Here is a 25430-nt window from a genome sequence, read left to right as displayed (position 1 = left end):
ATTGCCGGATGTATTGGCACCTGGCTTGCGATCGCCGTGACCGCGGGCTTGGTGGTGGAACGTCTCTGGTCCTGAGTACGGGTGGTCGGCCTTGCCGCGGGAGAGGTGGCAAGGTTTTCGCTAGGACTTGCCACTCTTCGCGGTAAATACCACCCACCATGCTCATGACCAATCAGAAGAAGACCGGCCTTGCCCGCCGGTTCGCATCGCAATTCAAGGCGCTTGCCGCCGTTGCCGCTTTCGGCGCCTGCGCGTCCGCGTACGCCGACCCCGCCGTCCACTTTGCCTTCGGCCGTGATCCGGGCCACAACATCAACAAGTACGAAGTCGGCGTGAACTGGGATTCCGGCTTCAACTGGGGCAACCCGCAGGGCTGGCTGTTCAAGTTGCAGTGGGAGGCCGAACTGGCCGAATGGAACACCCTGAGCGGCACCAACCACCATAACGTGACCGAGTTCGGCTTCTCGCCGATCTGGCGCCTGGAAAAGCGCGGCGGCGCCTGGGTACCGTTCCTCGAAGCGTCGGTCGGCGTGCGCATGATGAGCAGCAAGTACACCTCGGAAGAGCACCGCTCCGGCAGCCTGTTCCAGTTCTCCGACATGCTTGGCCTGGGCGTGGCTTTCGGTCCCAGGACCGCCTATGAAGCCGGCTTCCGCTACCAGCACGTCTCCAACGCCGGCATCAAGCAGCCCAATCCGGGCAGTGGTTTCTACACGGGCTACGTGCGCTATCGCTTCTGATCGCGCTTGCGGCGCCCCGGCGGCCGCGGCGCGACCCGCGGCCGGGCCGGCCTGACACTCAGGCCAGCCGCGCCAGCCCCGCTCGCGCGTTGCGCGCACCGCGCCCGATGCCCTCGGCGCTCCCTGGCGGCGTGGCCGGGCTTTGCACGCCACGCAGCGCATCGAAGAAGCGCCACAGCGCTGGCGCATCGCTCGTTGCCACATTGAAGCGGATCCACGGCGAATCCCCTTCCTCCGGCACGAAATACGAACCCGGCGCCAGCCAGATGCCATGCTCCAGCGCCTGCGTGGCCAGCCGGTTGCCGGACAGCGCGGCCTCGCCGCCGCTTTCGTCGGCGCGCACGCGCGCCCAGGCAAACATCCCGCCTTCCGGGCGCAGCAGCACTTCCAGCCCGTGCGCCTCCATCTTGTCCGTGATGCGGTCCTGCTGGCCGCGCAGCCGCTCGGCCAGCGCCGCCACGTGGCGGCCGTAGTGGCCGCTGGTCAGCACCGAGTACACCAGCCGTTCGGTCACTTCCGACGACGTCAGCCCCACCGCCATCTTGGTACGCGCCAGCGCCTTGGCCAGCTCCGGGCTGGCGGCCAGGTAGCCCACCCGCAGCGACGGCGTGATGGTCTTGGAGAAGCCGTTGACGTAGATCACGTGCGAGAGGCCGTCCATGGCCGCCAGCATCGGTGAGCCGGCCGGCGCCAGCTCGCGGTAGATATCGTCTTCCACCACCAGCAGGCGGTATTGCTCGGCCAGCTGCAGCACGCGGTGCGCGTTCATGCTGGTGAGCGTGCCGCCGGTGGGGTTCTGCAGCACCGTGTTGACGAACAGCGCGCGCGGCGCATGGGTGCGGATGGCGTGGTCRAGGGCGTCGGTGTCGAGCCCCGCGGCGGTGCGGCGCACGCCGATCACCTGCAGGCCCGCCACGCGCAGGATCTGCAGCAGGTTGCAGTAGCAGGGATCCTCCACCAGCACCGTATCGCCGGGACGCAGCAGCGTGCGCACCACCAGGTCCAGCGCCTGCGTGGCGCCCTGCGTCAGCACGACCTGCTGGGCCTGCACCGGCATGCCGTACTGGCTGAGGCCGGCGGCGATATGCTCGCGCAGCGCGGCAAAGCCGTACGGATGGCCATAGCCGGACACCTGCGCGGCGGGCACGCGCGCGGCGGCGCGCATGGCCTGGTGCAGTCCCTCTTCGTTGAGCCAGTCGCCTGGCAGCCAGCCCGCGCCCGCCTTGATCGGCACCGAATGATCGGCGAACACATCGGACAGCAGCCACGCGGCATTCAGCCCGGGCGCCTCCCAGCGCGCGGCAGGGGCCTGGCCGGCGGGGGCATGCCGATGCGCCACCGTGTAGCCCGAGCCCACCCGCGCGCTCAGGTAGCCCAGCGCGGTCAGGCGGCCGTAGGCCTCGGCCACGGTGAAGGTGCTCACGCCATGCTGCCGGGCGAAGCGCCGCACCGACGGCAGCGCCACGCCGGCGCGCAGCACGCGGCGCTCGACCAGGCTGGCGATGCCGGCCACGATCTGTTCGGTCAGGGTGTCGCCGCTACGGCGGCCGCGCACGAGTTCCAGGTTAAGCATGCATCACGCGTGGTGGGTTGAACCTGTACAGTTTAATCGCGCGGCGCGCTGGGCGGGAAGCGGGATCTTTCTCGCGTTCCATGTGGCAATGCAGCGGAATCCCGCTGCGGGCGCGGCTTTCCATGCCGCACCGCGCCATGGCACGCCCGCCGGCGATGCGGCCCGGCAAACCGCCTCACTCCTGATCTGTACGGTTGTTATAGTCGAACCTGTACGGTCAGGCGATGTTTTGTCGACCGTATATTCTTTATGGGAGGGCCTCCCGCTACAGTGGCCACATTCACCGGCAGTGCCCAAGGCAATGCCGGGATGCCCAGCGAAATAAACCGGGCGCGGCGCCGATCGCCGCCGCCCAAGACGAACCCCCTGAGGAGGAACGTATGGATGCCGCCAAGACCGTGATCCCCGATCTCGATGCCCTGTGGATGCCGTTTACCGCCAACCGCCAGTACAAGGCGGCGCCGCGCCTGCTCGCCTCGGCCAGCGGCATGTACTACACCACGCACGACGGCCGCCAGGTCCTCGACGGGTGTGCCGGCCTGTGGTGCGTGGCCGCCGGCCACTGCCGCACGGAGATCACCGAAGCGATCACGCGCCAGGTGCAGACGCTGGACTACGCGCCGCCGTTCCAGATGAGCCATCCGCTGACCTTCGAGGCCGCCACCAAGGTGGCCGCGATCATGCCGTCCGGCCTGGACCGCATCTTCTTCACCAACTCGGGTTCGGAATCGGTCGACACCGCGCTGAAGATCGCGCTGGCCTACCACCGTGCGCGCGGCGAAGGCCAGCGCACCCGCTTCATCGGCCGTGAGCGCGGCTATCACGGCGTGGGCTTCGGCGGCATGGCGGTTGGCGGCATCGGCCCGAACCGCAAGGCCTTCGCGGCCAACCTGATGCCCGGCACCGACCACCTGCCGGCCACGCTCAATATCGCCGAGGCGGCCTATTCCAAGGGCCAGCCGCAATGGGGCGCGCACCTGGCCGAAGACCTGGAGCGCATCCTGGCGCTGCACGATCCGTCCAACGTGGCGGCCGTGATCGTCGAGCCCCTGGCCGGTTCGGCCGGCGTGCTGGTGCCGCCGGCGGGCTATCTGGAAAAGCTGCGCGAGATCACCAGCCGCCACGGCATCCTGCTGATCTTCGACGAAGTCATCACCGCCTTCGGCCGCCTGGGCGCCGCTACCGCGGCCGAGCGCTTCAAGGTCACGCCGGACCTGATCACGATGGCCAAGGCCATCAACAACGCAGCCGTGCCGATGGGCGCGGTGGCGGTCAAGCGCGAAGTGCATGACACCGTGGTCAACTCCGCCGCGCCGGGCGCGATCGAGTTCCTGCACGGCTACACCTACTCGGGCCACCCGCTGGCGGCAGCCGCGGCCATCGCCACGCTGGACCTCTACAAGCGCGAGAACCTGTTCGGCCGCGCCGCCGACCTGGCTCCGGTTTTCGAAACCGCGGTGCACGGCGTGCGTGGCGCGCCGCATGTCAAGGACATCCGCAACCTCGGCCTGGTGGCCGGCATCGAGCTCGAGCCGCGTCCGGGCCAGCCCGGCGCGCGCGGCTACGAAGCCTTCCTCAAGTGCCTGGAGCGCGGCGTGCTGGTGCGCTACACCGGCGACATCCTGGCCTTCTCGCCGCCGCTGATCATCACGGAAGAGCAGATCGGCCACATGTTCGATACCGTGAAGCAGGTCCTGCAGGACGTGCAGTAACGGCAAATCGCCGCGGATGCCTGCAAGGATCCGCGGCGGCAAGACAAGGAATACTGACGTGAACATCGCAGAAAACCGGCAGATCGCCGACATCCAGCATTACATCGGCGGCATCGCGCGCGCCGGTTCGTCGGGCCGCTTCGCCGACGTCTTCAACCCGGCCACCGGCGCCGTGGCCGGCCGCGTGGCGCTCGGCACCGCGCAGGACGTGGCTGCCGCGGTGGCGGCCGCGCACGCTGCCTTCCCGGCCTGGTCCGAGACCGCGCCGCTCAAGCGCGCGCGCATCCTGTTCAAGTTCAAGGAACTGCTGGACCGCCACCATGACGACCTGGCCGCGCTGATCACGCGCGAGCACGGCAAGGTSTTCTCCGACGCCAAGGGCGAAGTSAYGCGCGGCATCGAARTSGTSGAATTCGCCTGCGGCATCCCCAACCTGCTCAAGACCGATTTCACCGACAACATCGGCGGCGGCATCGACAACTGGAACCTGCGCCAGCCGCTSGGCGTGGTSGCCGGCATCACGCCGTTCAACTTCCCSGTSATGGTGCCGATGTGGATGTTCCCGGTGGCGCTGGCCTGCGGCAACACCTTCGTGCTCAAGCCGAGCGAGCGCGACCCCTCGCCCTCGCTGCTGATCGCCGATCTGCTCAAGCAGGCCGGCCTGCCCGACGGCGTGTTCAACGTGGTGCAGGGCGGCAAGGAAGCCGTCGACGCGCTGCTGGCGCACAAGGACGTGCAGGCGCTGTCGTTCGTCGGCTCCACGCCGATCGCCGAGTACATCTATACCGAAGGCACGAAGCACGGCAAGCGCGTGCAGGCCCTGGGCGGCGCCAAGAACCACCTCGTGGTGATGCCCGACGCCGACCTGGACCAGGCCGTGGACGCGCTGATCGGCGCCGCCTACGGCTCGGCCGGCGAACGCTGCATGGCGATCTCGGTCGCCGTGGCGGTGGGCGAGGTGGCTGACCAGCTGGTGCCGCGCCTGGCCGAACGCGCGCAGGCGCTGAAGATCCGCAACGGCATGGAAGCCGATGCCGAGATGGGCCCGCTGGTGACCGCCGCCCACAAGGCCAAGGTGGAAGGCTATATCGCCCGCGGCGTGGAAGAAGGCGCCACGCTGGTGACCGACGGCCGCGGCCACAAGGTCGACGGACATGAGGAAGGCTTCTACGTGGGCGGCACGCTGTTCGACCACGTCACGCCGGACATGACCATCTACAAGGAAGAGATCTTCGGTCCGGTACTGTCGGTGGTGCGCGTGCACGACTTTGCCCAGGCGGTGGACCTGATCAACGCGCACGAGTACGGCAACGGCGTGTCCTGCTACACCAGCGACGGCGGCGTGGCGCGCGCGTTCTCGCGCCAGATCCAGGTGGGCATGGTCGGCATCAACGTGCCGATCCCGGTGCCGATGGCGTGGCACTCGTTCGGCGGCTGGAAGCGCTCGCTGTTCGGCGACCACCATGCCTACGGCGAGGAAGGCATCCGCTTCTACACGCGCTACAAGAGCGTCATGCAGCGCTGGCCGGACAGCATCGCCAAGGGCGCGGAGTTCACCATGCCGGTGGCGAAGTAGTCCCCGGGCTGTTGCCGGGTGACAAGGAAAGCACGGGTTTGCGCCCGTGCTTTTTTGTTTTCCGGCTGGTGGCGGGCAAGCGCGGTGCCGCGGCAGCCCGGATACGGCGGCACCGCGCGAAGTGACGTCCGCGCACGGAGGCCAAGGTAAACTACGCCGCTTTTCAGAGCCGAGAAGCGCCAGGAGTGCCCGCCATGAGTCTGTTCCGCACCAAGAACATCGAGGCCATGCTGGCCGCCGCGCGCGACGACGGCCTGAAGAAAGTGCTGGGCCCCGTCGACCTGATCATGATGGGCATCGGCGCCATCATCGGCACCGGCATCTTCGTGCTGACCGGCACCGGCGCGCTGACCGCCGGGCCCGCCCTGACGGTCTCCTTCGTCATCGCCGCGCTGGCGTGCGGGTTTGCCGCGCTGTGCTACGCCGAGTTCGCGTCCGCGATTCCCGTCTCCGGTTCCATCTACACCTACAGCTACGCCACGCTCGGCGAGATCGTGGCGTGGATGATCGGCTGGGACCTGCTGCTCGAATATGGCCTGGCCACCTCGGCGGTGTCGGTGGGATGGTCGGGGTATTTCCAGTCGCTGATGGGCGGCTTCGGCATCCACCTGCCGGCGGCGCTGAGCGCCGCGCCGGGTGCGGTGCCGGGCGTGGAGACGCTGTTCAACCTGCCGGCCGCGGTGATCATGCTGGCGATCACCTGGGTGGTGTCGTACGGCGTGCGCGAATCGGCGCGGCTCAACAATGTGATGGTGGCCATCAAGATTGCGGTGGTGCTGCTGTTCATCGCGGTGGGCGTGTGGCATGTGAAGCCAGCCAACTGGCATCCGTTCGCGCCGTTCGGCCTCGACGGCATCTTCAACGCGGCGGCGCTGGTGTTCTTCGCCTTTATCGGCTTCGACGCGGTGACCTCCGCCGCCGAGGAAGTGCGCAACCCGCGCCGCGACCTGCCCATCGGCATCATCGGCTCGCTGGCGGTCTGCACCGTGCTGTACGTGACGGTGGCGGCGATCATGACCGGCATCGTGCCGTTCGCCAAGTTTGCCGGCGTCGATCACCCGGTCTCGCTGGCGCTGCAGTACGCCGGGCAGAACTGGGTAGCCGGCTTCGTCGACCTGGGTGCGATCCTGGGCATGACCACGGTGATCCTGGTGATGACCTTCGGCCAGACCCGCATCATCTTCGCCATGTCGCGCGACGGCCTGCTGCCGGAGCGGCTGTCCAGGGTGCATCCGGTGCATGCCACGCCGTTCTTCGCTACCTGGACCGTGGGCATCGTGTTCGCGGCGATCGCCGCCTTCGTGCCGCTCAACGTGCTGGCGGAGCTGATCAATATCGGCACCCTGTCGGCCTTCACGCTGATCTCGGTGGCGGTGCTGGTGCTGCGCAAGACCCGGCCCGAACTGCCGCGCGCCTTCCGCTGCCCGGGCGTGCCGGTGGTGCCGCTGCTGTCGGTGGGTTTCTGCCTGTTCCTGATGGCCCACCTGCAGGCACTGACCTGGATCGCTTTCCTGGCCTGGCTGGTACTGGGCCTGGCCATCTACTTCCTCTACGCGCGCCGCAACGCCGTGTTGCACGGCGGCTGAGGGCCGGCGCCGCAATGCTTCGCAGGCGCGGGCATCGGCGAGTCCGGGCACCCGCGGGCGTGATAAGGTTCGCATGCGAAGCGCTTCGCGCACGCTCATGTGCAACCACGGATTCGGAGACGACAAGTTGAAGGACGATTCGGAACGGCGGCTGGTCTACCTGCTGAACGTCGGCCAGCGGCGGCTGCAGCGCTGGACGCAGGCGCGCACGGCGCTCGGCGGCGTGACCGCCGCGCAGGCGGGATTGCTGTTCTTCCTGGGCAAGAACAACGGCGTGCTGATGAGCGAAGCGGCCGCCGCGCTCGACATGGGCGCGCCCGGGATGAGCGGCCTGGTGGACAGGATGGCCGTGGCGGGCCTGGTGGAGCGTCGGGCCGATGCCGCCGACGGCCGTGCTTCGCGCGTCTGGCTGACACCGGCGGGCCGCGCCGCGCATGGCCGCTCGAAGGCGGGCCTGGTGGAGCTGAACGCCCGGCTGTCCGATGGCTTCAGCGAAGCGGAAATGGCTGTCGTCGCGCGCTGGCTGCAGAGCCTGCAGGATAAATTCCCCGCAGTCGAGGACTGAGCCGCGGCGGTACCCGGGCATTCAGGGCGCAGCCGGCGTGCGCCCTGAATCTGGCCTGAACGTGGCCTAGGTGCGTGTCACCCGCGAGAAATCCGCGGGCCGGCGCTGTGCGAAGGCCGCAAAGGCTTCCTTCGCTTCCGCGCTCATCAGGCGCTCCTCGAAGCAGGCGCTCTCCGCATCCATCTGCGCAACCAGCGCCTGCCCGTTGCGCATCAGCCGCTTCATGGCCTGGAGCGCGCCGGATGGCTTCGCGGCGATACGCCCGGCCATTGCCGCCGCCTCGGCATGCAACTGGCTTGCCGGCACGGTCCGGTTGGCGATGCCCCAGGCCAGCGCCTGCGTGGCCGCGACCGGTTCGCCGAGCGCGAACATCTCGAACGCGCGGGCATGGCCCACCCGCAGCGGCATCAGCAAGCTCGACGCGGCTTCCGGCACGAGCGCCAGGTTGATGAACGGCGTGATCAGCTGGGCATCGTCGGCCAGCAGCACATAGTCGCAATGCAGCAGCATGGTGGTGCCGACGCCGACCGCCTTGCCCTGTACGGCGGCGATCAGCGGCAAGCTGGTGGTGGCAAGGCTGCGCAGGAAGCGGTGCACATGCCGCTCGGCGGGGCCGTCGCCGGCGGCCTGGGCGGCGAATTCACTGACGTCGTTGCCTGCGCTGAATGTGTCGCCGGCGGCACGGATGACAATGACGCGGACCTCCGGGTCACCCGGTGCGCCTTCGATCGCATCGGCGAGTGCGCAGTACATGGCGTTGGACAGCGCATTCTTCTTGTCGGTACGCGAGATGGTCAGCGTGAGCACGCCGCCGGCGAGGTCGGTTTCGAGTTGCGGAATCACTTCGGTCTCCTGAGATAATGTTCGCATGCGAAGTATATATGTTTCGCATGCGAAGTAAACCTCGGGGCCGCCGCCGTCGCCGCCGCTTGATGGCTGGCGGGGCAGGGGCGTTCCGCCCTATTTCTCGAGCGCGCCGGCCTCCTGCAGGAAGGCCAGCGCGCGCGGCTCCTCCACGAACGCCGAGTTGATGCGGATCCAGGGCGAGGTCTCGCCGCCGGGGCGGAAGTAGTTGCCCGGCGCCAGGGTCACGCCATGCCGCTCGGCCAGCGTCACCAGTTCGCGCGAATCTTCCACGCCGCGCGTGCGCGCCCACAGGAAGTTGCCGCCCGCGGGTTCGCAATACACCTCCCAGCCCGCGCCGTGGAGCCGCCGCACCGCGCCCGCGGTGGCCTGGCGCACGCGCAGGCGCAGGCGCTCCATATACTTGCGGTAGGCACCGCGCTCGAGCAGCGCCGCCGTCACGGCTTCGGCGAAGTGCGAGCCGGCCACGCTGGTCAGCACCTTCACATCCACCAGATCCTTGACCAGCGCCTTGTCGGCCACCAGGTAGCCGATGCGCAGCGAGGCGGACACGGTCTTGGAGAAGCCGCCGATATAGATCACGTGCTCGAGCTGGTCGAGCGTGGCGAGGCGGTCGGTGTAGTGGGTCTGGAAGTCCGAGAAGATGTCGTCCTCGACGAAGCGGAAGCCATGCCGCCGCGCCAGCTCCAGCAGGCGGAACGCCACGGGCGGCGCCAGCGTCGAGCCGGTGGGGTTCTGCAGCACGCTGTTGGTGAAGAACAGCTTGGGCTTGTGCTCGCGCAGCAAGGCCTCGGTGGCGTCCGGGTCGGGGCCGTTGGCGGTGTGCGGCACGCCCACCAGGCGCACGCCCTGCAGGCGCAGCAGCCCGAACAGGTTGTAGTAGCCGGGATCCTCCACGAATACCGTGTCGCCCGGCTTGAGCAGGCGGCGCACCACCAGGTCCAGCGCCTGGCTGGCGCCGCTGGTGATCAGCACCTGCGGCAGCTCCGCCGTGATGCCGAGCTGCCGCACGCGCGTGAGCACATGCTGGCGCAGCTCCGGCAGGCCCATCGGCGTGGCGTAGTGGATCACGCTGGCCACCTCCGTGCGTGAAACCTGGCGGATGGCCTGGGTCAGGCCCTCGAGGTCGCGCCAGTGCTCCGGCATGAAGCCGCCGGCCAGCTTGAGCATGGTGCTCGGGTGGTTGAACTGCTCCAGGATATGGTCCGACAGGTCCTCCGCCAGGCTCGGGTCGGACCAGCCGTTGGCCGCGCGCGCCAGCAACGGGCTGTCGGCGACGAAAAAGCCCGRGCCGTGGCGCGAATCGAGCAGGCCTTGCGACACCAGCCGGTCATAGGCCTCGATCACCGGGAAGCGGCTGATGCCATGTTCCGCCGCCATCTGGCGGATCGACGGCAGGCGCGCGCCGGGCCGCGCGTCGCTCGAGCTGATCCAGCTTTTGACCTCGTTGACGATCTGGTCGGTGATGGGCACGCCGGTGGAGGGGACGAGGGTCAGCTTCATGGTGTCGGGGCGCCGGGGCGCGGCCCCAGGCATCGAAGTGTCAGGAAAAACTACTGAACAGTGCATGGAAAACTGTTCACAACTGTTCATGTGATTGTAGTTGCCGCCGTGAATAATGGAAGGCATGCGGAGGAGGTACCCGCGCCGGCCCCATCGGTGGTGCCGGCAGGGCCCGGAGCACACCGCAATGCAGAGACAGGAGCGGCAAAATGCGTGAACTACGGATCTTCGAACTGGATGAACCCGGCCGGCCGGTGGGCTGGCGCGCCCGCGAAGGGCAAACCGTCAAGGCGATCGAAGGGCGCCTGTGGCTGACCGTGGAAGGCCACCATGCGGATATCTGGCTGCTGCCCGGCGCCACCTGCGCGCTGCCGGCCGGCGCCATGGTATGGCTCTCCGGCGAGAGCGAGGGCGCGCGCTTCACGCTGGCCGAGAACCCGGCGCCGCTGTCGTGGCGCTGGCTGGGCGGGATGGCGCGTGCGCTGGGGCATCGGCTGGGACAGCGGCGCGCCTTCACGCAGTGCCCGGAACCCGGGATGTGACCTGACCGTGCGCCGGCGGCGAGTTGATCGCTAGCCAGGCGCGCTGCATACGCAGACCAGCCAGGCTTGCGCCCGGATCGGCCGTCCCGCGCAGGCCGCCATTGCGCCGGCTCCGGCGGCCATCGCCGCCATGCCCGGTGTCTCGCCTCCCCCCCGAACCTCCCCCCGGTCCTCCCCCCGAACCTCCCCCCGACTGTACCGGCACATTCGCCGCCAACTGTGCGACGATAGCCGCCATGGTCGCCTGGGCGGCACGGCAGGCAATGCCTGTGTCGCTTGATTGCCGTTAACGTTAACGTCATATAATCAAGCGGCAGTGCCGGCGCCAGCCAGACTGCCCGCATCGCGAGCCGAGCCGCCACCAGAGCGGCCGCCGCGCCAGACCCTGCGGATGGCCCGAACACCGAACCAGGTGGAGACAATGACCGATCTTTCCGATGTGCAGAAGGGTTCGCAGCCAGGCGCCGCCCGTCCGGCGCAGGGACCGAAGGGTCCCGTCAACAAGGTGCGTTTCGTCACCGCGGCCTCGCTGTTCGACGGCCACGACGCGTCCATCAACATCATGCGGCGCATCCTGCAGTCTTCCGGCTGCGAGGTGATCCATCTCGGGCACAACCGCTCGGTGCAGGAAGTGGTCAGCGCGGCGCTGCAGGAAGATGTGCAGGGCATCGCCATTTCCAGCTACCAGGGCGGCCACCTCGAGTATTTCAAGTACATGATCGACCTGCTGCGCGAGCGCGGCGGCGAACATATCCAGGTGTTCGGCGGCGGCGGCGGTGTGATCGTGCCCGACGAGATCCGCGCGCTGCAGGCCTACGGCGTGGCGCGCATCTTCAGCCCAGAGGACGGCCAGCGCATGGGCCTGGCCGGGATGATCGCCGACATGGTGCAGCGCTGCGATATCGACCTGGCGCGCTACGCTCCCACTACGCTCGACGCGGTGAAAGGCGGCGACCGCCGCGCGCTGGCGCAGCTGATCACGGCGCTGGAGAACGGCAAGGCCGATCCCGCGCTGGCCGAAGCGCTGCGTGCCGAGGCGGCGCACGTGAAGACGCCCGTGCTGGGCATCACCGGCACCGGCGGCGCCGGCAAGTCCTCCCTGACCGACGAGCTGATCCGCCGCATCCGGCTGGACCAGCGCGATGCGCTGTCCATCGCCGTGATCTCGATCGATCCCTCGCGCCGGAAATCGGGCGGCGCGCTGCTGGGCGACCGCATCCGCATGAATGCGATCAACCACCCGCACATCTTCATGCGCTCGCTGGCCACGCGCGAGGCCGGCTCGGAGATCTCGCAGGCGCTGCCCGATGTGCTGGCCGCGTGCAAGGCGGGCGGCTTCGACCTGATCATCGTGGAGACCTCGGGCATCGGCCAGGGCGACGCCGCCATCGTGCCGCATGCGGATCTGTCGCTATACGTGATGACGCCCGAGTTCGGCGCCGCCAGCCAGCTCGAGAAGATCGACATGCTGGACTTCGCCGATTTCGTCGCCATCAACAAGTTCGACCGCAAGGGCGCGCAGGACGCCTGGCGCGACGTGGCCAAGCAGGTGCAGCGCAACCGCGAGCAATGGCACGGCAAGCCCGAGGACATGCCGGTCTACGGCACCCAGGCCTCGCGCTTCAACGACGACGGCGTCACCATGCTCTACCAGGGCCTGCTCGCGGCGCTCGCCACGCGCGGCCTGCGCGCCGCCGCCGGCGTGCTGCCGCAACTGGCCGGGCGCGTCTCCACCGGGCAGAACGTGATCGTGCCGCCCGCACGCAACCGCTACCTGGCCGAGCTGGCCGATGCCGTGCGCGCCTATCACCGCCGCGTGGACACGCAGAGCCGGTTGGCGCGCGAGCGCCAGCAATTGCGCGAGGCGCGCCGCATGCTGCTGGCAGCGCCCGGGCAGGCCGCGGACAGCGCAGGAGATGCCCTGCAGGCGCTCGCCGCCGGGCGCGACGCCGCGCTCCGCGCGCACGAGCGCAAGCTGCTGGCGATGTGGCCGGAGATGCGCCGGGCCTATGGCGGCGACGAATACGTGGTGAAGATCCGCGACAAGGAGCTGCGCACCACGCTGACCAGCACGACCCTGTCCGGCACCACCATCCGCAAGGTCGTGCTGCCGCGCTTCGAGGACGACGGCGAGGTGCTCAGGTGGCTGATGCGCGAGAACGTGCCCGGCAGCTTCCCGTACACCGCCGGCGTGTTCGCCTTCAAGCGCGAGAACGAAGATCCCACCCGCATGTTCGCCGGCGAGGGCGACGCCTTCCGCACCAACCGCCGCTTCAGGCTGGTGTCCGAGGGCATGGACGCCAAGCGCCTGTCCACCGCCTTCGACTCGGTCACGCTGTACGGCGAGGACCCGCACACGCGCCCGGACATCTACGGCAAGGTGGGCAACTCGGGCGTGTCGATCGCCACGCTGGACGACATGAAGGTGCTGTACGACGGTTTCGACCTGACCAGCCCGTCCACCTCGGTGTCGATGACCATCAACGGCCCGGCCCCGACCATCCTGGCGATGTTCATGAACACCGCCATCGACCAGCAGCTCGACAAGTTCCGCGCCGACAACGGCCGCGAGCCTACCAACGGCGAGGAAGCCAAGATCCGCGCCTGGGTGCTGCAGAACGTGCGCGGCACCGTGCAGGCCGACATCCTCAAGGAAGACCAGGGCCAGAACACCTGCATCTTCTCCACCGAGTTCTCGCTCAAGGTGATGGGCGATATCCAGGAGTACTTCGTGCACCACCAGGTGCGCAACTTCTACTCGGTGTCGATCTCCGGCTACCACATCGCCGAAGCCGGGGCCAACCCGATCTCGCAGCTGGCCTTCACGCTGTCCAACGGCTTCACCTACGTGGAAGCCTACCTGGCGCGCGGCATGCACATCGACGATTTCGCGCCCAACCTGTCGTTCTTCTTCTCCAACGGCATGGACCCGGAATACAGCGTGCTGGGCCGCGTGGCGCGCCGCGTCTGGGCGGTGACCATGCGCGACAAGTACGGCGCCAACGAGCGCAGCCAGAAGCTCAAGTATCACATCCAGACCTCGGGGCGCTCGCTGCATGCGCAGGAGATCGACTTCAACGACATCCGCACCACGCTGCAGGCGCTGATCGCCATCTACGACAACTGCAACTCCCTGCACACCAACGCCTATGACGAAGCCATCACCACGCCCACCGGCGAATCGGTGCGCCGGGCGCTGGCCATCCAGCTCATCATCAACCGCGAATGGGGCGTGGCCCGGTGCGAGAACCCCAGCCAGGGCAGCTTCCTGATCGAAGAGCTCACCGACCTGGTGGAAGAGGCGGTGATGCAGGAGTTCGAGCGCATCGCCGAGCGCGGCGGCGTGCTCGGCGCCATGGAGACCGGCTACCAGCGCGGCAAGATCCAGGAAGAATCGCTGCACTACGAACAGCTCAAGCACGACGGCACGCTGCCCATCATCGGCGTGAACACCTTCCGCAACCCGGCTGGCGACCCCACCCCGCAGTCGCTGGAGCTGGCGCGTTCCAGCGACGCGGAAAAGCAGAGCCAGCTCGCCCGCCTGGCCGATTTCCACGCGCGCAACGCGTCTGCCGCGCCGGCCATGCTGCAGCGCCTGCGCCAGGCGGTGATCGACAACGAGAACGTGTTCGCCGTGCTGATGGACGCGGTGCGCACCTGCTCGCTGGGGCAGGTCACGCACGCGCTGTTCGAGGTGGGCGGACAGTACCGCCGCAATATGTGACGTGCCGGCGCAGCCGCTTTTTCGGGCAATGCGCAGGGCCAGGTAGCGCTATGTAGAGACATTGCCCTGCGTTAAACTTCAAGGCTGCGCCCGCCAGAGCCGCCCGGCAAGCCAATCAGCAACGAGACCAGACATGAGCAAGACGTACGATCCCAACAATATCTTCGCCCGCATCCTGCGTGGCGAACTGCCCTGCAACAAAGTCTATGAAGATGCCGATACGATCGCCTTCATGGACATCATGCCGCAGTCCGACGGCCACACGCTGGTGGTGACCAAGGAGCCCGCCGCCGAGATCTTCGACTTGTCCGAAGCCGCGGCGGGCGCCGCCATCCGCACCACCCAGCGCATCGCGCGCGCGGTGCGCGCCGCTTTCAACCCGGACGGCATCTCGATCGGCCAGTTCAACGGCGCCGCCGCCGGCCAGACGGTGCCGCACGTGCATTTCCATATCGTGCCGCGCTACGCCGACCGTGCCCTGCGCGGCCACGGCACCGACATGCAGGACCCGGAGATCCTCGAGCAGCACGCCGAGCGCATCATCGCCGCGCTGCGCGAAGCCTGAGCGCGCGCCTGCAGCCCGGATCGGACAAGCTGAATCAAGCAATCAGAATCAAGCAACCAGCAACAAGGAAGAGAAGATGGGAATCAGGACAGTTGGCATCGTAGGCGCCGGCACCATGGGCAACGGCATCGCGCAGGCATGCGCCGTGGTGGGCCTGAACGTGGTGATGGTGGACATCAGTGAAGCGGCGGTGCAGAAGGGCATCGCCACCGTCGCGGGCAGCCTGGACCGCCTGATCAAGAAGGACAAGATCAGCGAAGCCGACAAGGACGCTGCGCTGGCATGCATCAAGGGCTCGACCGCCTATGACGATCTCAAGGCCGCCGACATCGTGATCGAAGCCGCCACCGAGAACTTCGACCTCAAGGTCAAGATCCTCAAGCAGATCGACGCCATCGTCGGCGACGACGTGGTGGTGGCATCCAACACGTCCTCCATCTCGATCACCAAGCTGGCGGCAGTCGTCAGCCGCCCGGCCAACTTCATCGGCATGCACTTCTTCAACCCGGTGCCGATGATGGCCCTGGTCGAACTGATCCGCGGCCTGCAGACCAGCGACACCGCGCACGCACTGGTCGAGGCGCTGTCGAAGCAACTCGGCAAGTATCCCGTCACGGTCAAGAACAACCCGGGCTTCGTGGTCAACCGCATCCTCTGCCCGATGATCAACGAAGCCTTCTGCGTGCTGGGCGAAGGCCTGGCCGCGCCGGAAGAGATCGACGAAGCCATGAAGCTGGGCTGCAACCACCCGATCGGCCCGCTGGCGCTGGCCGACATGATCGGCCTGGATACCATGCTGGCGGTGATGGAAGTGCTGTACACGGAATTTGCCGATCCGAAGTACCGCCCGGCGATGCTGATGCGCGAGATGGTGGCCGCGGGCTACCTGGGCCGCAAGACCGGGCGCGGCGTGTACGTCTACAGCAAGTAAGACGGCAGGCAGGCGCCAGACGCCAGACGCCAAAAAGGAAAGGCCGGCGACGGGATGCCCGTCGCCGGCCTTTTTTTGTGCAGGGGGCTTGCGTCCCGCTTGACACGGTTGCTCTACCACGCGCGGGAGAGGCGTGCGCCGCGCCGTCCTCCCGGGCGATACAGCGGCCTGGAACCCGCCTACGAAGCCGGCGTCCCCGCCGCAGGCGCCGGTACCACCGACGCAGCCTTCCACCCGCCGCCAAGCGCCTTGTACAGGTTGACCTCGCTGCTCAGCTGGTTGAACCGGTTGCCGATCAGGATCTGCTGCGCATTGAACAACTGGCGCTGCGCGTCGAGCACGGTCAGGTAGTTGTCGACACCCGTGCGGTAGCGTTCCTCGGCAAGCTTGTAGTAGTCCTGCGTCGCATCCACCAGGCGCAGCTGCGCCGCGAGCTGGTCGCCGAAGGTGCCGCGCGCGGCCAGCCCGTCGGCGACTTCGCGGAACGCCGTCTGGATGGTGCGCTCGTACAGCGCGACGTTGATGTCCTTCTGGATGCGCGCGTAGTCGAGGCTGGCCTGCAGGCTGCCGGCCGTGAACAGCGGCAGGTTGATGTGCGGCTGGAACAGCCACGTGCCGGAGCCCGCATCGAACAGGCCGGAGAGCTGGTTGCTGGCAGTGCCGGCCGACGCGGTCAGGCTGATGCTGGGGAAGAATGCCGCCCGTGCCGCGCCGATGTTCGCGTTGGCCGACAGCAGCTGGTGCTCGGCCGCGAGGATGTCGGGCCGGTTCTGCAGCAGATCCGAAGGCAGGCCGGCGGGAACGTCGGCGATCAGTTTCTGGTCCAGGGCCAGGCCCGCGGGCAGGTCGGCCGGCATGCTGCTGGTGCCGAGCAGCTGCAACAGCGCGTTCTCGTCCTGCGCCACCTGCCGCGTGTAGCGCGCCAGGCTGGCGCGCGCGGTCTCGACGCTGGTCTGCGACTGGCGCAGGTCCAGGCGCGAGGCAATGCCCTCGTCGTAGCTGCGCCTGGTCAGGCGGTAGGTGCGCTCGTAGGTGCCGAGCGTGTCGCGCGTGAGCTGCAGCAGCGCCTCGTCCGCGCGCAGTGCCAGGTAGGCATCGGCCACGCTCGCCACCAGGGCGATATGGGTGCTCCGCATGGCCTCCTGGCTGCTGAAGTAGCGCTCGAGCGTGGCGGTGCTCAGGCTGCGCACGCGGCCAAACAGGTCCAGCTCCCACGCGGTGGTGCCGAGCGACAAGCCGTAGCTGCTGCTGATGAGGCGCCGGCCCGTGGTCGACAGGTCGGCGGGCACGCGCTGGCGCAAGCCGGACGCGCTGGCATCCACCTCGGGGAACAGGTCCGCGCGCTGGATGCGGTACTGCGCGCGGTAGGCTTCCACGTTGAGCGCGGCCACGCGCAGGTCGCGATTGTTGTCCAGCGCGGCTTCGATGAGCCGGCGCAGGCGCGGATCGGCAAAGTAATCGCGCCAGCCGAGGTCGGCCGCCGCGGGTGCCGCCGCATCGGCCGGCGGGTAGGCCGGGCCTTGCGGATAGGCCGCGTCGACGGGCGCGGCCGGGCGATCGTAGTGCGGGATCAGGCTGCAACCGGACAGCGCCGCGAGCGCCGCCGCGGCGGCCAGGCAAATCACGTGTTTCTTCATTGGAGCGCTTCCTTGTTGAGCGTGCCGGCGTCGTCGCGCTTCTTGCCCTTGAACAGCGAGCCTACCGCGACGAAGAACAAGGGCACCCAGAAGATGGCCAGGATGGTCGCGGTGATCATGCCGCCGATCACGCCYGTGCCGATGGCGTGCTGGCTGCCGGCGCCGGCGCCGCTGGAGATGGCCAGCGGTGCCACGCCGAGCATGAACGCAAGCGAGGTCATCACGATCGGGCGCAGGCGCATGCGGCAGGCCTCGATCGCCGCTTCGACCATGCCCTTGCCCTGCTCGTGCAGCTCCTTGGCGAACTCCACGATCAGGATCGCATTCTTGGCCGACAGGCCCACCGTGGTCAGCAGCCCCACCTGGAAGAACACGTCGTTGGACAGGCCGCGCAGCAGCGTGGCGAGCAGCGCACCGATCACGCCCAGCGGCACCACCAGCATCACCGAGAACGGGATCGACCAGCTCTCGTAGAGCGCGGCCAGGCACAGGAACACCACGAGCAGCGACAGCGCATACAGCGCGGGCGCCTGCGAGCCCGACAGCCGTTCCTCATACGACAAGCCGGTCCACGCGTAGCCGATGCCCGGGGGCATCTGCTTCATGATCTCCTCCACCGCGGCCATCGCCTCGCCCGAGCTGCGGCCGGCGGCCGGCTCGCCCAGCACTTCCACCGCCGGCACGCCGTTGTAGCGCTGCAGCTTGGGTGAGCCGAAGCCCCACTTGCCGGTGGCGAACGCCGAGAACGGGACCATGGCGCCCTTGTCATTGCGCACGAACCACTTGTCGACGTCGTCCGGGTTCATGCGCGAATTGGGCTCGCCCTGCAGGTAGACCCGCTTGACGCGACCGCGGTCGACGAAGTCGTTGACGTAGCTCGAGCCCCAGGCGATCGACACGGTGCTGTTGACGTCCGTCAGCGACACGCCGAGCGCGCGCGCCTTTTCGTCGTCGATATCGAGCATGTACTGCGGCTGGTCGTTCAGGCCGTTCGGGCGCACGCGCTGGAGCACCGGGTTCTTCGACGCCAGCTGCAGGAACTTGTCGCGTGCATTCATCAGCGCCTGGTGGCCCAGGCCGGCCTGGTCCTGCAGGTACAGGTCGAAGCCGGTGGCGTTGCCGAGCTCCTGCACGGCGGGCGGCGCGAACGCGAACGACAGCGAATCGCGGAACGACATGAACTTGCGCTGCGCGCGCTTGGTGAGGTCGAACACGCTGGTATCGTCTCCGCCGCGCTCCTCCCAGGGCTTGAGCAGGACAAACGCGAGGCCCGAGTTCTGGCCGCGGCCGGCGAAGTTGAAGCCGTTGACCGTGAACAGCGAGTCCACCACCTTGCCCTCGTCCTTCAGCAGGTAGTTGCGCATCTGGTCGAGCACCTTCTGCGTGCGCTCGGCGGTCGCGCCCGGCGGCGTCTGCACCTGGGCGTACAGCACGCCCTGGTCTTCTTCCGGCAGGAACGAGGTCGGGATGCGCGTGAACAGGAAGGCCATCCCCGCCACGATCGCGACATAGAGCAGCAGGAACGGCACGCGCCGGCGCAAGATCCCCTTCACGCTGCGCTCGTAGCCCTGCGTGGTCGAGATGAACTTGCGGTTGAACCAGCCGAAGAAACCTGTCTTGTGCTCGCCGTGGTCGCCCTTGTCGATTGGCTTGAGCATGGTCGCGCACAGCGCCGGCGTCAGGATCAGCGCCACCAGGACCGACAGCACCATCGACGAGACGATGGTGATCGAGAACTGCCGGTAGATCACGCCGGTCGAGCCACCGAAGAATGCCATCGGCAGGAACACCGCCGACAGCACCATCGCGATGCCGACCAGCGCGCCCTGGATCTGCCCCATCGACTTGCGCGCGGCCTCCCTGGGCGAGAGCCCTTCCTCGGCCATCACCCGCTCGACGTTCTCCACCACCACGATCGCGTCGTCCACCAGCAGGCCGATCGCCAGCACCATGCCGAACATGGTCAGTGTGTTGATCGAGTAGCCGAACGCGGACAGCACGCCGAAGGTGCCGAGCAGCACCACCGGCACGGCGATGGTGGGGATCAGCGTGGCGCGCACGTTCTGCAGGAACAGGTACATCACCAGGAACACCAGCACGATGGCTTCCAGCAGCGTYTTCACCACCTCGTGGATGGAGCCCGCGATCACCGGCGAGGTGTCGTACGGGAACACCACTTTCATGCCCGACGGGAAGAACGGCTGCAACTGGTTCAGCGTGGCGCGGATTGCCTTGACCGTCTCCAGCGCGTTCGCGCCGCTGGCCAGGCGCACGGCGATGCCGGATGCCGGCTGGCCGTTGTACTGCGCGTTGATGTTGTAGTCCTGCCCGCCCAGCTCCACCTTCGCGACGTCCTTGAGCCGCACCTGCGAGCCATCCGGGTTGACCTTGAGCAGGATGTTGCCGAACTGCTCGCTGGTCTGCAGGCGGGTCTTGCCGATCACGCTGGCGTTGAGCTGCTGGCCGCTGACCGCCGGCAGCCCGCCCAGCTGGCCGGAGGCCACCTGCACGTTCTGCGCCTTGATGGCGTTGCTGACGTCGAGCGGGGCGAGCTGGTAGCTGTTGAGCTTGGCCGGATCGATCCACACCCGCATGGCGTATTGCGAGCCGAAGACCTGGAAGTCGCCCACGCCGTAGGTGCGCGACAGCGGATCCTGGATGTTCGAGACGATGTAGTTCGACAGGTCTTCGCGCGTCACCTTCGGATCGCTGGAGACCAGGCCCACGATGACCAGGAAGTTACGCACCGACTTGGTGACGCGGATGCCTTGTTGCTGCACTTCCTGTGGCAGGAGCGGCGTCGCCAGCTGCAGCTTGTTCTGGACCTGCACCTGCGCGATGTCGGGGTTGGTGCCCTGCTCGAACGTCACGGTGATGGTCATGCTGCCGTCGGAGTTGCTCTCCGACGAGATGTAGCGCAGGCGGTCCAGGCCATTGAGCTGTTGCTCGATGACCTGCACGACCGTGTCCTGCACCGTCTCGGCGGAAGCGCCGGGGTAGTTGACCGAGATGGCGATGGTCGGCGGCGCGATCGCCGGGTACTGGCTGATCGGCAGCGCCCGGATCGAGAGCACGCCGGCCAGCATGATGACCAGCGCGATCACCCAGGCGAAGATCGGGCGATCGATGAAGAAATTAGACATGGAGGATCCTTATCCCTTGTTCCTTACCCTGCGTGCGGTATCAGGACTTGGCCCGCGCGGCGGCGTCCGATGCCCCGCCGGCGGCCGTCGTGGCTGCCGGCACGGGCCTGACCTTCGCGCCCGGGCGGACGAACTGCAGGCCGTCGACGATGAGGCGGTCGCCGGCATTGAGGCCACTGGTCACGAGCCACTTGTCGCCGACCGCGCGGTCGGTCGTGAGCGGGCGCAGTTCGACCTCATCCTTCGCGTTCACGACCAGCGCGGTGGCCTGGCCCTTCAGGTCGCGCGTCACGCCGACCTGCGGCGCCAGGATCGCGTTGGCCTTGACGCCTTCGCTCAGGCGCGCATGGACGAACATGCCCGGCAGCAGCACATGGTTCGGGTTCGGGAACACCGCGCGCAGCGTCACCGAGCCGGTGCCCTGGTCGACCGACACCTCGGAGAATTCAAGCCTGCCGCTTTCCGGGTACGCGGTACCGTCCTCGAGCTTCAGGCTTACCCTGGCCGCGTTCGAGCCCGCGCCCTCGAGCTTGCCGTCGGCCAGTTCGCGGCGCAGGCGCAGCAGCGTGGCCGACGGCTGGGTCACGTCGACATAGATCGGGTCGATCTGCTGGACCGTCGCCAGCGCGGTTGCCTGGCCATTGACCGCGAGCGCGCCCTCGGTGACGTTGGAGCGCCCGATGCGCCCGGAGATCGGCGACAGGACCTTGGTGTAGCGCAGGTTGATCTCGGCACGCTGGACCGCCGCCTGCGCCTGCAGGAAGGACGCCCTGGCTTCGGCCGCGGCCTGCTTGCTGACCGCTTCGTCGGCGACCAGCTTGCCATAGCGCTCCGCCAGCAGCCGGGTCGATTCCAGCGTGGCCTGCGCGCTCTTGTAGGTGGCCTCGTAGGTCGAAGGATCGATCTGGTACAGCTGCTGCCCCTGCTTGACGTCGCTGCCTTCCTTGAACAGGCGGCGCTGGATGATGCCGTCGACCTGCGGCCGCACTTCGGCGACCAGGTAGGCCGAAGTCCGGCCCGGCAGTTCGGAATTGACCATGACCGATTCCGGTGCCAGCGTCACCACGCCCACCTGCGGCGGCGGCGGGGTCCCGGCTTGTTCCTTTTTGCCGCATCCGGCGAGCGTCGCCAGGGCAATCCCCAGCACGCCCGGAATCAAAGCACGCATGGTGCGCGATCGTTGCATTGCGATTTCCTAGAAGATTGAAAGACTGCGGAACCATGACGGCCGTGCGCCGCCGCGACAGTCCGTGATGCGGTCGCAGCGGTAAGCCGGCACGGTAAATTGCGTGCGCCGCCGGCGCGCGGCGGCGTGGGCGGCCCGGACGCCAGGTGCCCTCGGGACTGCGCCGGTCCCCGGCGAATCCAGCAAGGAATATGCCGCCCCGGCTGTTGCCAGGGCTGGCCTGACGCTTGCCTACCGATGTACAGGTAGGCGATTCTATCCCGCCTATCGAGGGTTTTCCCGGGGATTGTCTTGCCGGAATATTTCAAACGATTAATGGCCCGTAACAAACCGGGACGACCTGCGGCAAGATGCCGCAGATTTCGCCTGCGACCGGTCCCAGGTGCCTGATCAGGCAGCCCGGACGGCACGATTCAGGTGCGGTTTTGCCGCATTTTGCAGCTTGCCGGTGCGGCCGGGCCTTCAATCACGCCGCCGGCGCAGGCAGCTTCAATTAATTTCAATATCTGCATCAAAGGCTTTGACCCCCGAGGTCGGCAACCCGCGGTGGTGACCGGTGCGCACCGCAGGGGGCGGAGCGGAAGGCCCGAAGTGCGCATCGTGCGCATCGTGTGGATCGTGTGGATCGTGTGCATCGTGTGCATCGCCGGGAAACATGCCCGTCCCGCTCGCAGCCATTCCCGCTTCATTCACTCCCCATACTGCCGCAAGCCGTCTAGGTCGAGTACCTCGATCACCCCGTAGTCCACTTTCACCAGGCCCTGCTGCTCCAGCACCTTCAGCGCCTGGTTGGCCCGCTGCCGCGATATGCCCGCCAGCAAGCCGATCTCTTCCTGCGAAATCTCGAGCGTGGTGCCCAGCCCGGGGTACAGATGTTCGTTGAACAGCGAAGACACCGCGCGCGCCACGCGCGAATCGATGTCGAGCAGGCGCTCGTATTCCACCGCCGCGATGAACTGCCCGAGCCGCTCGTTGAACTGCGTGAGCAAGAAGCGCGTGAACGGCAGGCTGGTATCGAGCAGCCACTGGAAGGTGTCGAGTGGAAGGAAGGCAATGCGCGAGCGGCGCAGCGCCATCACGTCGTACTTGCGGATCTCGCGCTTGAGCACGGCCCCTTCGCCGAACCAGCCACCGGTGGGCACGCCGGTGAAGGTGACCGACTTGCCCGAGGGCGAGACGGTGGTGATCTTCACGATCCCCTCGAGCACGCCCATCCAGTGCTCGGCCACGTCGCCCTTGTGGCAGACGTAGTCGCCCTGGCTATATTCGCGCACACACATGGCGCGGCGCACACGGTCGCGTTGCTCGGGACTGAGATCGGCTGCCCATACGCAGCGATCCACAAAATCGTTAAGCATTAGCTGAAAACCCTTCCCGTAGGGATTAACCCCGAATTGTCACCGGCGTGACAACCGGGGGAAATGGCATGAACTATCTTACGATCACCACGAACCGCGAGTGCGCGCCAGGAAAGGCGCGGCGGGCTTGATGCGCTGCGGCGAACGCATGTTTGCGTCGCCGGGCAAAACTGGCCAAGTATAACCAGCGGATGCAGGCTTGACACCGGTGGCGGATCCCCGCCACCGAGGGACAGGAGACAGCGATGCAGGAACCGTCGGCGACGACCTTCCCGCGCCTGCTGCTGGCGCATGCCCAGCAGCGGCCCGGAAGCCCGGCTTACCGCGAGAAGGATCTCGGAATCTGGCAGACCTACAACTGGGCGCAGGCCGCGCAGGAGGTGCGCGCGCTGGCCTGCGGCATGGCAGCGCTGGGCTTTACGCGCGGCATGAACCTGGCAGTGGTCGGCGACAACCGCCCGCGCCTGTACTGGGCCATGAGCGCCGCGCAGGCGCTCGGCGGCGTGCCGGTGCCGCTGTACCAGGACGCCATCGGCGGCGAGATGGTCTATGTGCTCAACGACGCCGAGATCGATTTCGCCATCGTCGAAGACCAGGAGCAGGTGGACAAGCTGCTCGAGGTGCAGGCCCAGCTCGCGGAGCAGGGCCGCACCGTGCGCCACGTCATCTATGAAGACCCGCGCGGGCTGCGCGGCTACGATCATCCGGCGCTGATGTCGTACCAGCGCCTGCAGGAAATCGGCCGCGAGTTCGACCGCGCCAACCCAGGCTACTTCGATGCCGCCGTCGAGGCGGGCTCGCCCGACGACACCGCCATCATCCTCTACACCTCCGGCACCACCGGCAAGCCGAAGGGCGTGTGCCACTCGCACCGCGGCCTGATCGGCGCGGCGCGCAACGGTTGCGCGTTCGACGGGCTGGTGGCCGGCGACGATGTGCTGTCCTACCTGCCGATGGCATGGGTCGGCGACAACCTGTTCTCGTACGCGCAAGCCCTGGTGGCAGGCTTCACGGTGAATTGCCCGGAGTCGCGCGATACCGTGATGACCGACCTGCGCGAGATCGGCCCCACCTATTACTTCGCGCCGCCGCGCATCTACGAGAACCTGCTCACGCAGGTGATGATCCGCATGGAAGACGCGGGCTGGCTCAAGCGCCGCTTGTTCCACTGGGCCATGAACGTGGCGCGCCGCTGCGGCACGGACATGCTGGACGGGCGCCCGGTGCCGCTGGCCGACCGCCTGCGCTACCTGGCGGGCGAGGTGCTGATCTACGGGCCGCTGCGCAATGTGCTTGGCATGAGCCGTATCCGCGTGGGCTATACCGCCGGCGAGGCCATCGGGCCGGACCTGTTCCGCTTCTACCGCTCCATCGGCGTCAACCTCAAGCAGTTCTACGGCCAGACCGAGACCTGCGCCTATGTCTGCCTGCAGCCCGACGGCAAGGTCAAGTTCGACTCCGTGGGGCCGGCCGCGCCGGGCATGGAGATCCGCATCGCCGACAACGGCGAGGTGCTGGTGCGCGGCGTGGGCCTGCTCAAGTCCTACTACAAGCGCGACGACGCCACCCGCGAGGCCATCAACGACGAAGGCTATTTCATGACCGGCGACGCCGGCGTGATCGATGCCGACGGCCACCTCAAGATCATCGACCGCGCCAAGGACGTGGGCAAGCTCGCCGACGGCTCGATGTTCGCGCCCAAGTACATCGAGAACAAGCTCAAGTTCTTCCCCTACATCAAGGAAGCCGTGGCCTTCGGCACGGGCCGCGACAATGTCTGCGCCTTCGTCAACATCGATTTCGACGCGGTGGGCAACTGGGCCGAGCGGCGCCACCTGCCGTACGCGGGCTATATCGACCTGGCCGGGCGGCCGGAAGTGATCGAGATGATCGGCGAGTGCGTGGCGCAGGTGAACGCGGACCTGGCTGCGGACGCCATGCTGGCCGGCTCGCAGGTCGCGCGCTTCCTGATCCTGCACAAGGAGCTGGACCCCGACGACGACGAACTGACGCGCACGCGCAAGGTGCGGCGCGGCTTTATCGCCGACAAGTACGCGGTGCTGGTCGACGCGCTGTTCGCGGGCAAGGCGGAACAGTTCATCGAGACGCGCGTGAAGTTCGAGGACGGGCGCGAAGGCAGCGTCTCGGCCACCTTGAAGCTGGTTGACGTGAAGCGCTTTCCGCCCGCCGCCGGCGCGGCGCGCGCGGCATGAGCGGGGGCGGGA

17 protein-coding genes are annotated in these 25430 nt (G+C 67.6%); 10 read left to right on the top strand and 7 right to left on the bottom strand.

Going from position 1 to position 25430, the window contains the following annotated elements:
* Window positions 1-164: 164 nt before the first annotated feature.
* Window positions 165-740, top strand: a complete 576-nt coding sequence (locus AC1DK4_RS04190) for an acyloxyacyl hydrolase (RefSeq protein ID WP_441617609.1) — start codon at window positions 165-167, stop codon at window positions 738-740.
* 58 nt (window positions 741-798) lie between these two features.
* Here the strand turns inward: AC1DK4_RS04190 and AC1DK4_RS04185 are convergent, their stop codons facing one another.
* Window positions 799-2313 (bottom strand): aminotransferase-like domain-containing protein, encoded by a 1515-nt coding sequence (locus tag AC1DK4_RS04185; RefSeq protein ID WP_441617611.1) that lies wholly within the window; start codon window positions 2311-2313, stop codon window positions 799-801.
* Between the two features lie 380 nt (window positions 2314-2693).
* Here AC1DK4_RS04185 and aptA point away from each other — a divergent pair, with 380 nt between their 5' ends.
* From aptA to AC1DK4_RS04165, 4 genes are all read left to right on the top strand, one after another.
* Window positions 2694-4025 carry an omega-aminotransferase AptA gene (gene aptA, locus AC1DK4_RS04180; protein ID WP_441617613.1) on the top strand — a complete coding sequence of 444 codons (1332 nt, stop codon included), beginning with the start codon at window positions 2694-2696 and terminating at the stop codon, window positions 4023-4025.
* Between the two features lie 58 nt (window positions 4026-4083).
* Window positions 4084-5601 (top strand): CoA-acylating methylmalonate-semialdehyde dehydrogenase, encoded by a 1518-nt coding sequence (locus tag AC1DK4_RS04175; protein ID WP_477131401.1) that lies wholly within the window; start codon window positions 4084-4086, stop codon window positions 5599-5601.
* Between the two features lie 194 nt (window positions 5602-5795).
* The gene (locus AC1DK4_RS04170) at window positions 5796-7187 is read left to right on the top strand and encodes an amino acid permease (RefSeq protein ID WP_441617617.1); all 1392 of its coding nucleotides are present in this window, start codon (window positions 5796-5798) and stop codon (window positions 7185-7187) included.
* 127 nt (window positions 7188-7314) lie between these two features.
* Window positions 7315-7752 carry a MarR family winged helix-turn-helix transcriptional regulator gene (locus tag AC1DK4_RS04165; protein WP_441643150.1) on the top strand — a complete coding sequence of 146 codons (438 nt, stop codon included), beginning with the start codon at window positions 7315-7317 and terminating at the stop codon, window positions 7750-7752.
* Window positions 7753-7818: 66 nt separating this feature from the next.
* Here AC1DK4_RS04165 and AC1DK4_RS04160 read toward each other — a convergent pair whose 3' ends face one another.
* Together AC1DK4_RS04160 and AC1DK4_RS04155 are read right to left on the bottom strand one after the other, a co-directional pair.
* The gene (locus AC1DK4_RS04160) at window positions 7819-8595 is read right to left on the bottom strand and encodes an enoyl-CoA hydratase-related protein (RefSeq protein WP_441650152.1); all 777 of its coding nucleotides are present in this window, start codon (window positions 8593-8595) and stop codon (window positions 7819-7821) included.
* A gap of 117 nt (window positions 8596-8712) precedes the next feature.
* The gene (locus AC1DK4_RS04155) at window positions 8713-10119 is read right to left on the bottom strand and encodes an aminotransferase-like domain-containing protein (RefSeq protein ID WP_477131400.1); all 1407 of its coding nucleotides are present in this window, start codon (window positions 10117-10119) and stop codon (window positions 8713-8715) included.
* A gap of 209 nt (window positions 10120-10328) precedes the next feature.
* Between AC1DK4_RS04155 and AC1DK4_RS04150 the strand changes: the two genes are divergently transcribed.
* The 4 genes from AC1DK4_RS04150 to AC1DK4_RS04135 all read left to right on the top strand — a co-directional run bounded on the left by AC1DK4_RS04150 (window position 10329) and on the right by AC1DK4_RS04135 (window position 15881).
* The gene (locus tag AC1DK4_RS04150; protein WP_441617622.1) at window positions 10329-10661 is read left to right on the top strand and encodes a DUF2917 domain-containing protein; all 333 of its coding nucleotides are present in this window, start codon (window positions 10329-10331) and stop codon (window positions 10659-10661) included.
* Window positions 10662-11082: 421 nt separating this feature from the next.
* Window positions 11083-14385, top strand: a complete 3303-nt coding sequence (gene icmF, locus AC1DK4_RS04145) for a fused isobutyryl-CoA mutase/GTPase IcmF (RefSeq protein ID WP_441650153.1) — start codon at window positions 11083-11085, stop codon at window positions 14383-14385.
* Between the two features lie 133 nt (window positions 14386-14518).
* Window positions 14519-14950 carry an HIT family protein gene (locus AC1DK4_RS04140; RefSeq protein WP_441617626.1) on the top strand — a complete coding sequence of 144 codons (432 nt, stop codon included), beginning with the start codon at window positions 14519-14521 and terminating at the stop codon, window positions 14948-14950.
* Window positions 14951-15026: 76 nt separating this feature from the next.
* Window positions 15027-15881 carry a 3-hydroxybutyryl-CoA dehydrogenase gene (locus tag AC1DK4_RS04135; RefSeq protein ID WP_441617628.1) on the top strand — a complete coding sequence of 285 codons (855 nt, stop codon included), beginning with the start codon at window positions 15027-15029 and terminating at the stop codon, window positions 15879-15881.
* 179 nt (window positions 15882-16060) lie between these two features.
* On the opposite strand, the gene adeC is transcribed toward AC1DK4_RS04135, so the two are convergent.
* The 4 genes from adeC to AC1DK4_RS04115 form a co-directional block, all read right to left on the bottom strand.
* Complete coding sequence (gene adeC / locus AC1DK4_RS04130) at window positions 16061-17518, bottom strand: AdeC/AdeK/OprM family multidrug efflux complex outer membrane factor (RefSeq protein ID WP_441650154.1); 1458 nt, start codon at window positions 17516-17518, stop codon at window positions 16061-16063.
* Window positions 17515-20661, bottom strand: a complete 3147-nt coding sequence (locus AC1DK4_RS04125; protein ID WP_441617632.1) for an efflux RND transporter permease subunit — start codon at window positions 20659-20661, stop codon at window positions 17515-17517. Before AC1DK4_RS04125 ends, adeC begins: the two co-directional genes overlap by 4 nt.
* Window positions 20662-20701: 40 nt before the next feature.
* Window positions 20702-21847 (bottom strand): efflux RND transporter periplasmic adaptor subunit, encoded by a 1146-nt coding sequence (locus AC1DK4_RS04120; protein ID WP_441617634.1) that lies wholly within the window; start codon window positions 21845-21847, stop codon window positions 20702-20704.
* A 689-nt stretch (window positions 21848-22536) separates the two neighbouring features.
* The gene (locus tag AC1DK4_RS04115; protein ID WP_441617636.1) at window positions 22537-23205 is read right to left on the bottom strand and encodes a Crp/Fnr family transcriptional regulator; all 669 of its coding nucleotides are present in this window, start codon (window positions 23203-23205) and stop codon (window positions 22537-22539) included.
* A gap of 245 nt (window positions 23206-23450) precedes the next feature.
* Between AC1DK4_RS04115 and AC1DK4_RS04110 the strand changes: the two genes are divergently transcribed.
* A complete protein-coding gene (locus AC1DK4_RS04110; protein WP_441617638.1) occupies window positions 23451-25418 on the top strand; it encodes an AMP-dependent synthetase/ligase in 1968 nt (655 codons plus the stop codon).
* The last annotated feature ends 12 nt before the right edge of the window (window positions 25419-25430 follow it).

The sequence above is a fragment of the Cupriavidus sp. 05N38 genome (assembly GCF_056397345.1).
The sequence above is the reverse complement of the archived record's forward strand: the minus strand, read 5'-3'. Positions and strand labels throughout refer to the sequence as shown.

What these genes read in the sequence shown, in the direction of transcription:
- AC1DK4_RS04150 (WP_441617622.1), top strand. Translation starts at nt 10,329, where the DNA reads ATGCGTGAACTACGGATCTTCGAACTGGATGAACCCGGCCGGCCGGTG.
- AC1DK4_RS04135 (WP_441617628.1), top strand. Translation starts at nt 15,027, where the DNA reads ATGGGAATCAGGACAGTTGGCATCGTAGGCGCCGGCACCATGGGCAAC.
- AC1DK4_RS04170 (WP_441617617.1), top strand. Translation starts at nt 5,796, where the DNA reads ATGAGTCTGTTCCGCACCAAGAACATCGAGGCCATGCTGGCCGCCGCG.
- AC1DK4_RS04140 (WP_441617626.1), top strand. Translation starts at nt 14,519, where the DNA reads ATGAGCAAGACGTACGATCCCAACAATATCTTCGCCCGCATCCTGCGT.
- AC1DK4_RS04190 (WP_441617609.1), top strand. Translation starts at nt 165, where the DNA reads ATGACCAATCAGAAGAAGACCGGCCTTGCCCGCCGGTTCGCATCGCAA.
- adeC (WP_441650154.1), bottom strand. Translation starts at nt 17,518, where the DNA reads ATGAAGAAACACGTGATTTGCCTGGCCGCCGCGGCGGCGCTCGCGGCG.
- AC1DK4_RS04120 (WP_441617634.1), bottom strand. Translation starts at nt 21,847, where the DNA reads ATGCAACGATCGCGCACCATGCGTGCTTTGATTCCGGGCGTGCTGGGG.
- AC1DK4_RS04110 (WP_441617638.1), top strand. Translation starts at nt 23,451, where the DNA reads ATGCAGGAACCGTCGGCGACGACCTTCCCGCGCCTGCTGCTGGCGCAT.
- aptA (WP_441617613.1), top strand. Translation starts at nt 2,694, where the DNA reads ATGGATGCCGCCAAGACCGTGATCCCCGATCTCGATGCCCTGTGGATG.
- icmF (WP_441650153.1), top strand. Translation starts at nt 11,083, where the DNA reads ATGACCGATCTTTCCGATGTGCAGAAGGGTTCGCAGCCAGGCGCCGCC.
- AC1DK4_RS04115 (WP_441617636.1), bottom strand. Translation starts at nt 23,205, where the DNA reads ATGCTTAACGATTTTGTGGATCGCTGCGTATGGGCAGCCGATCTCAGT.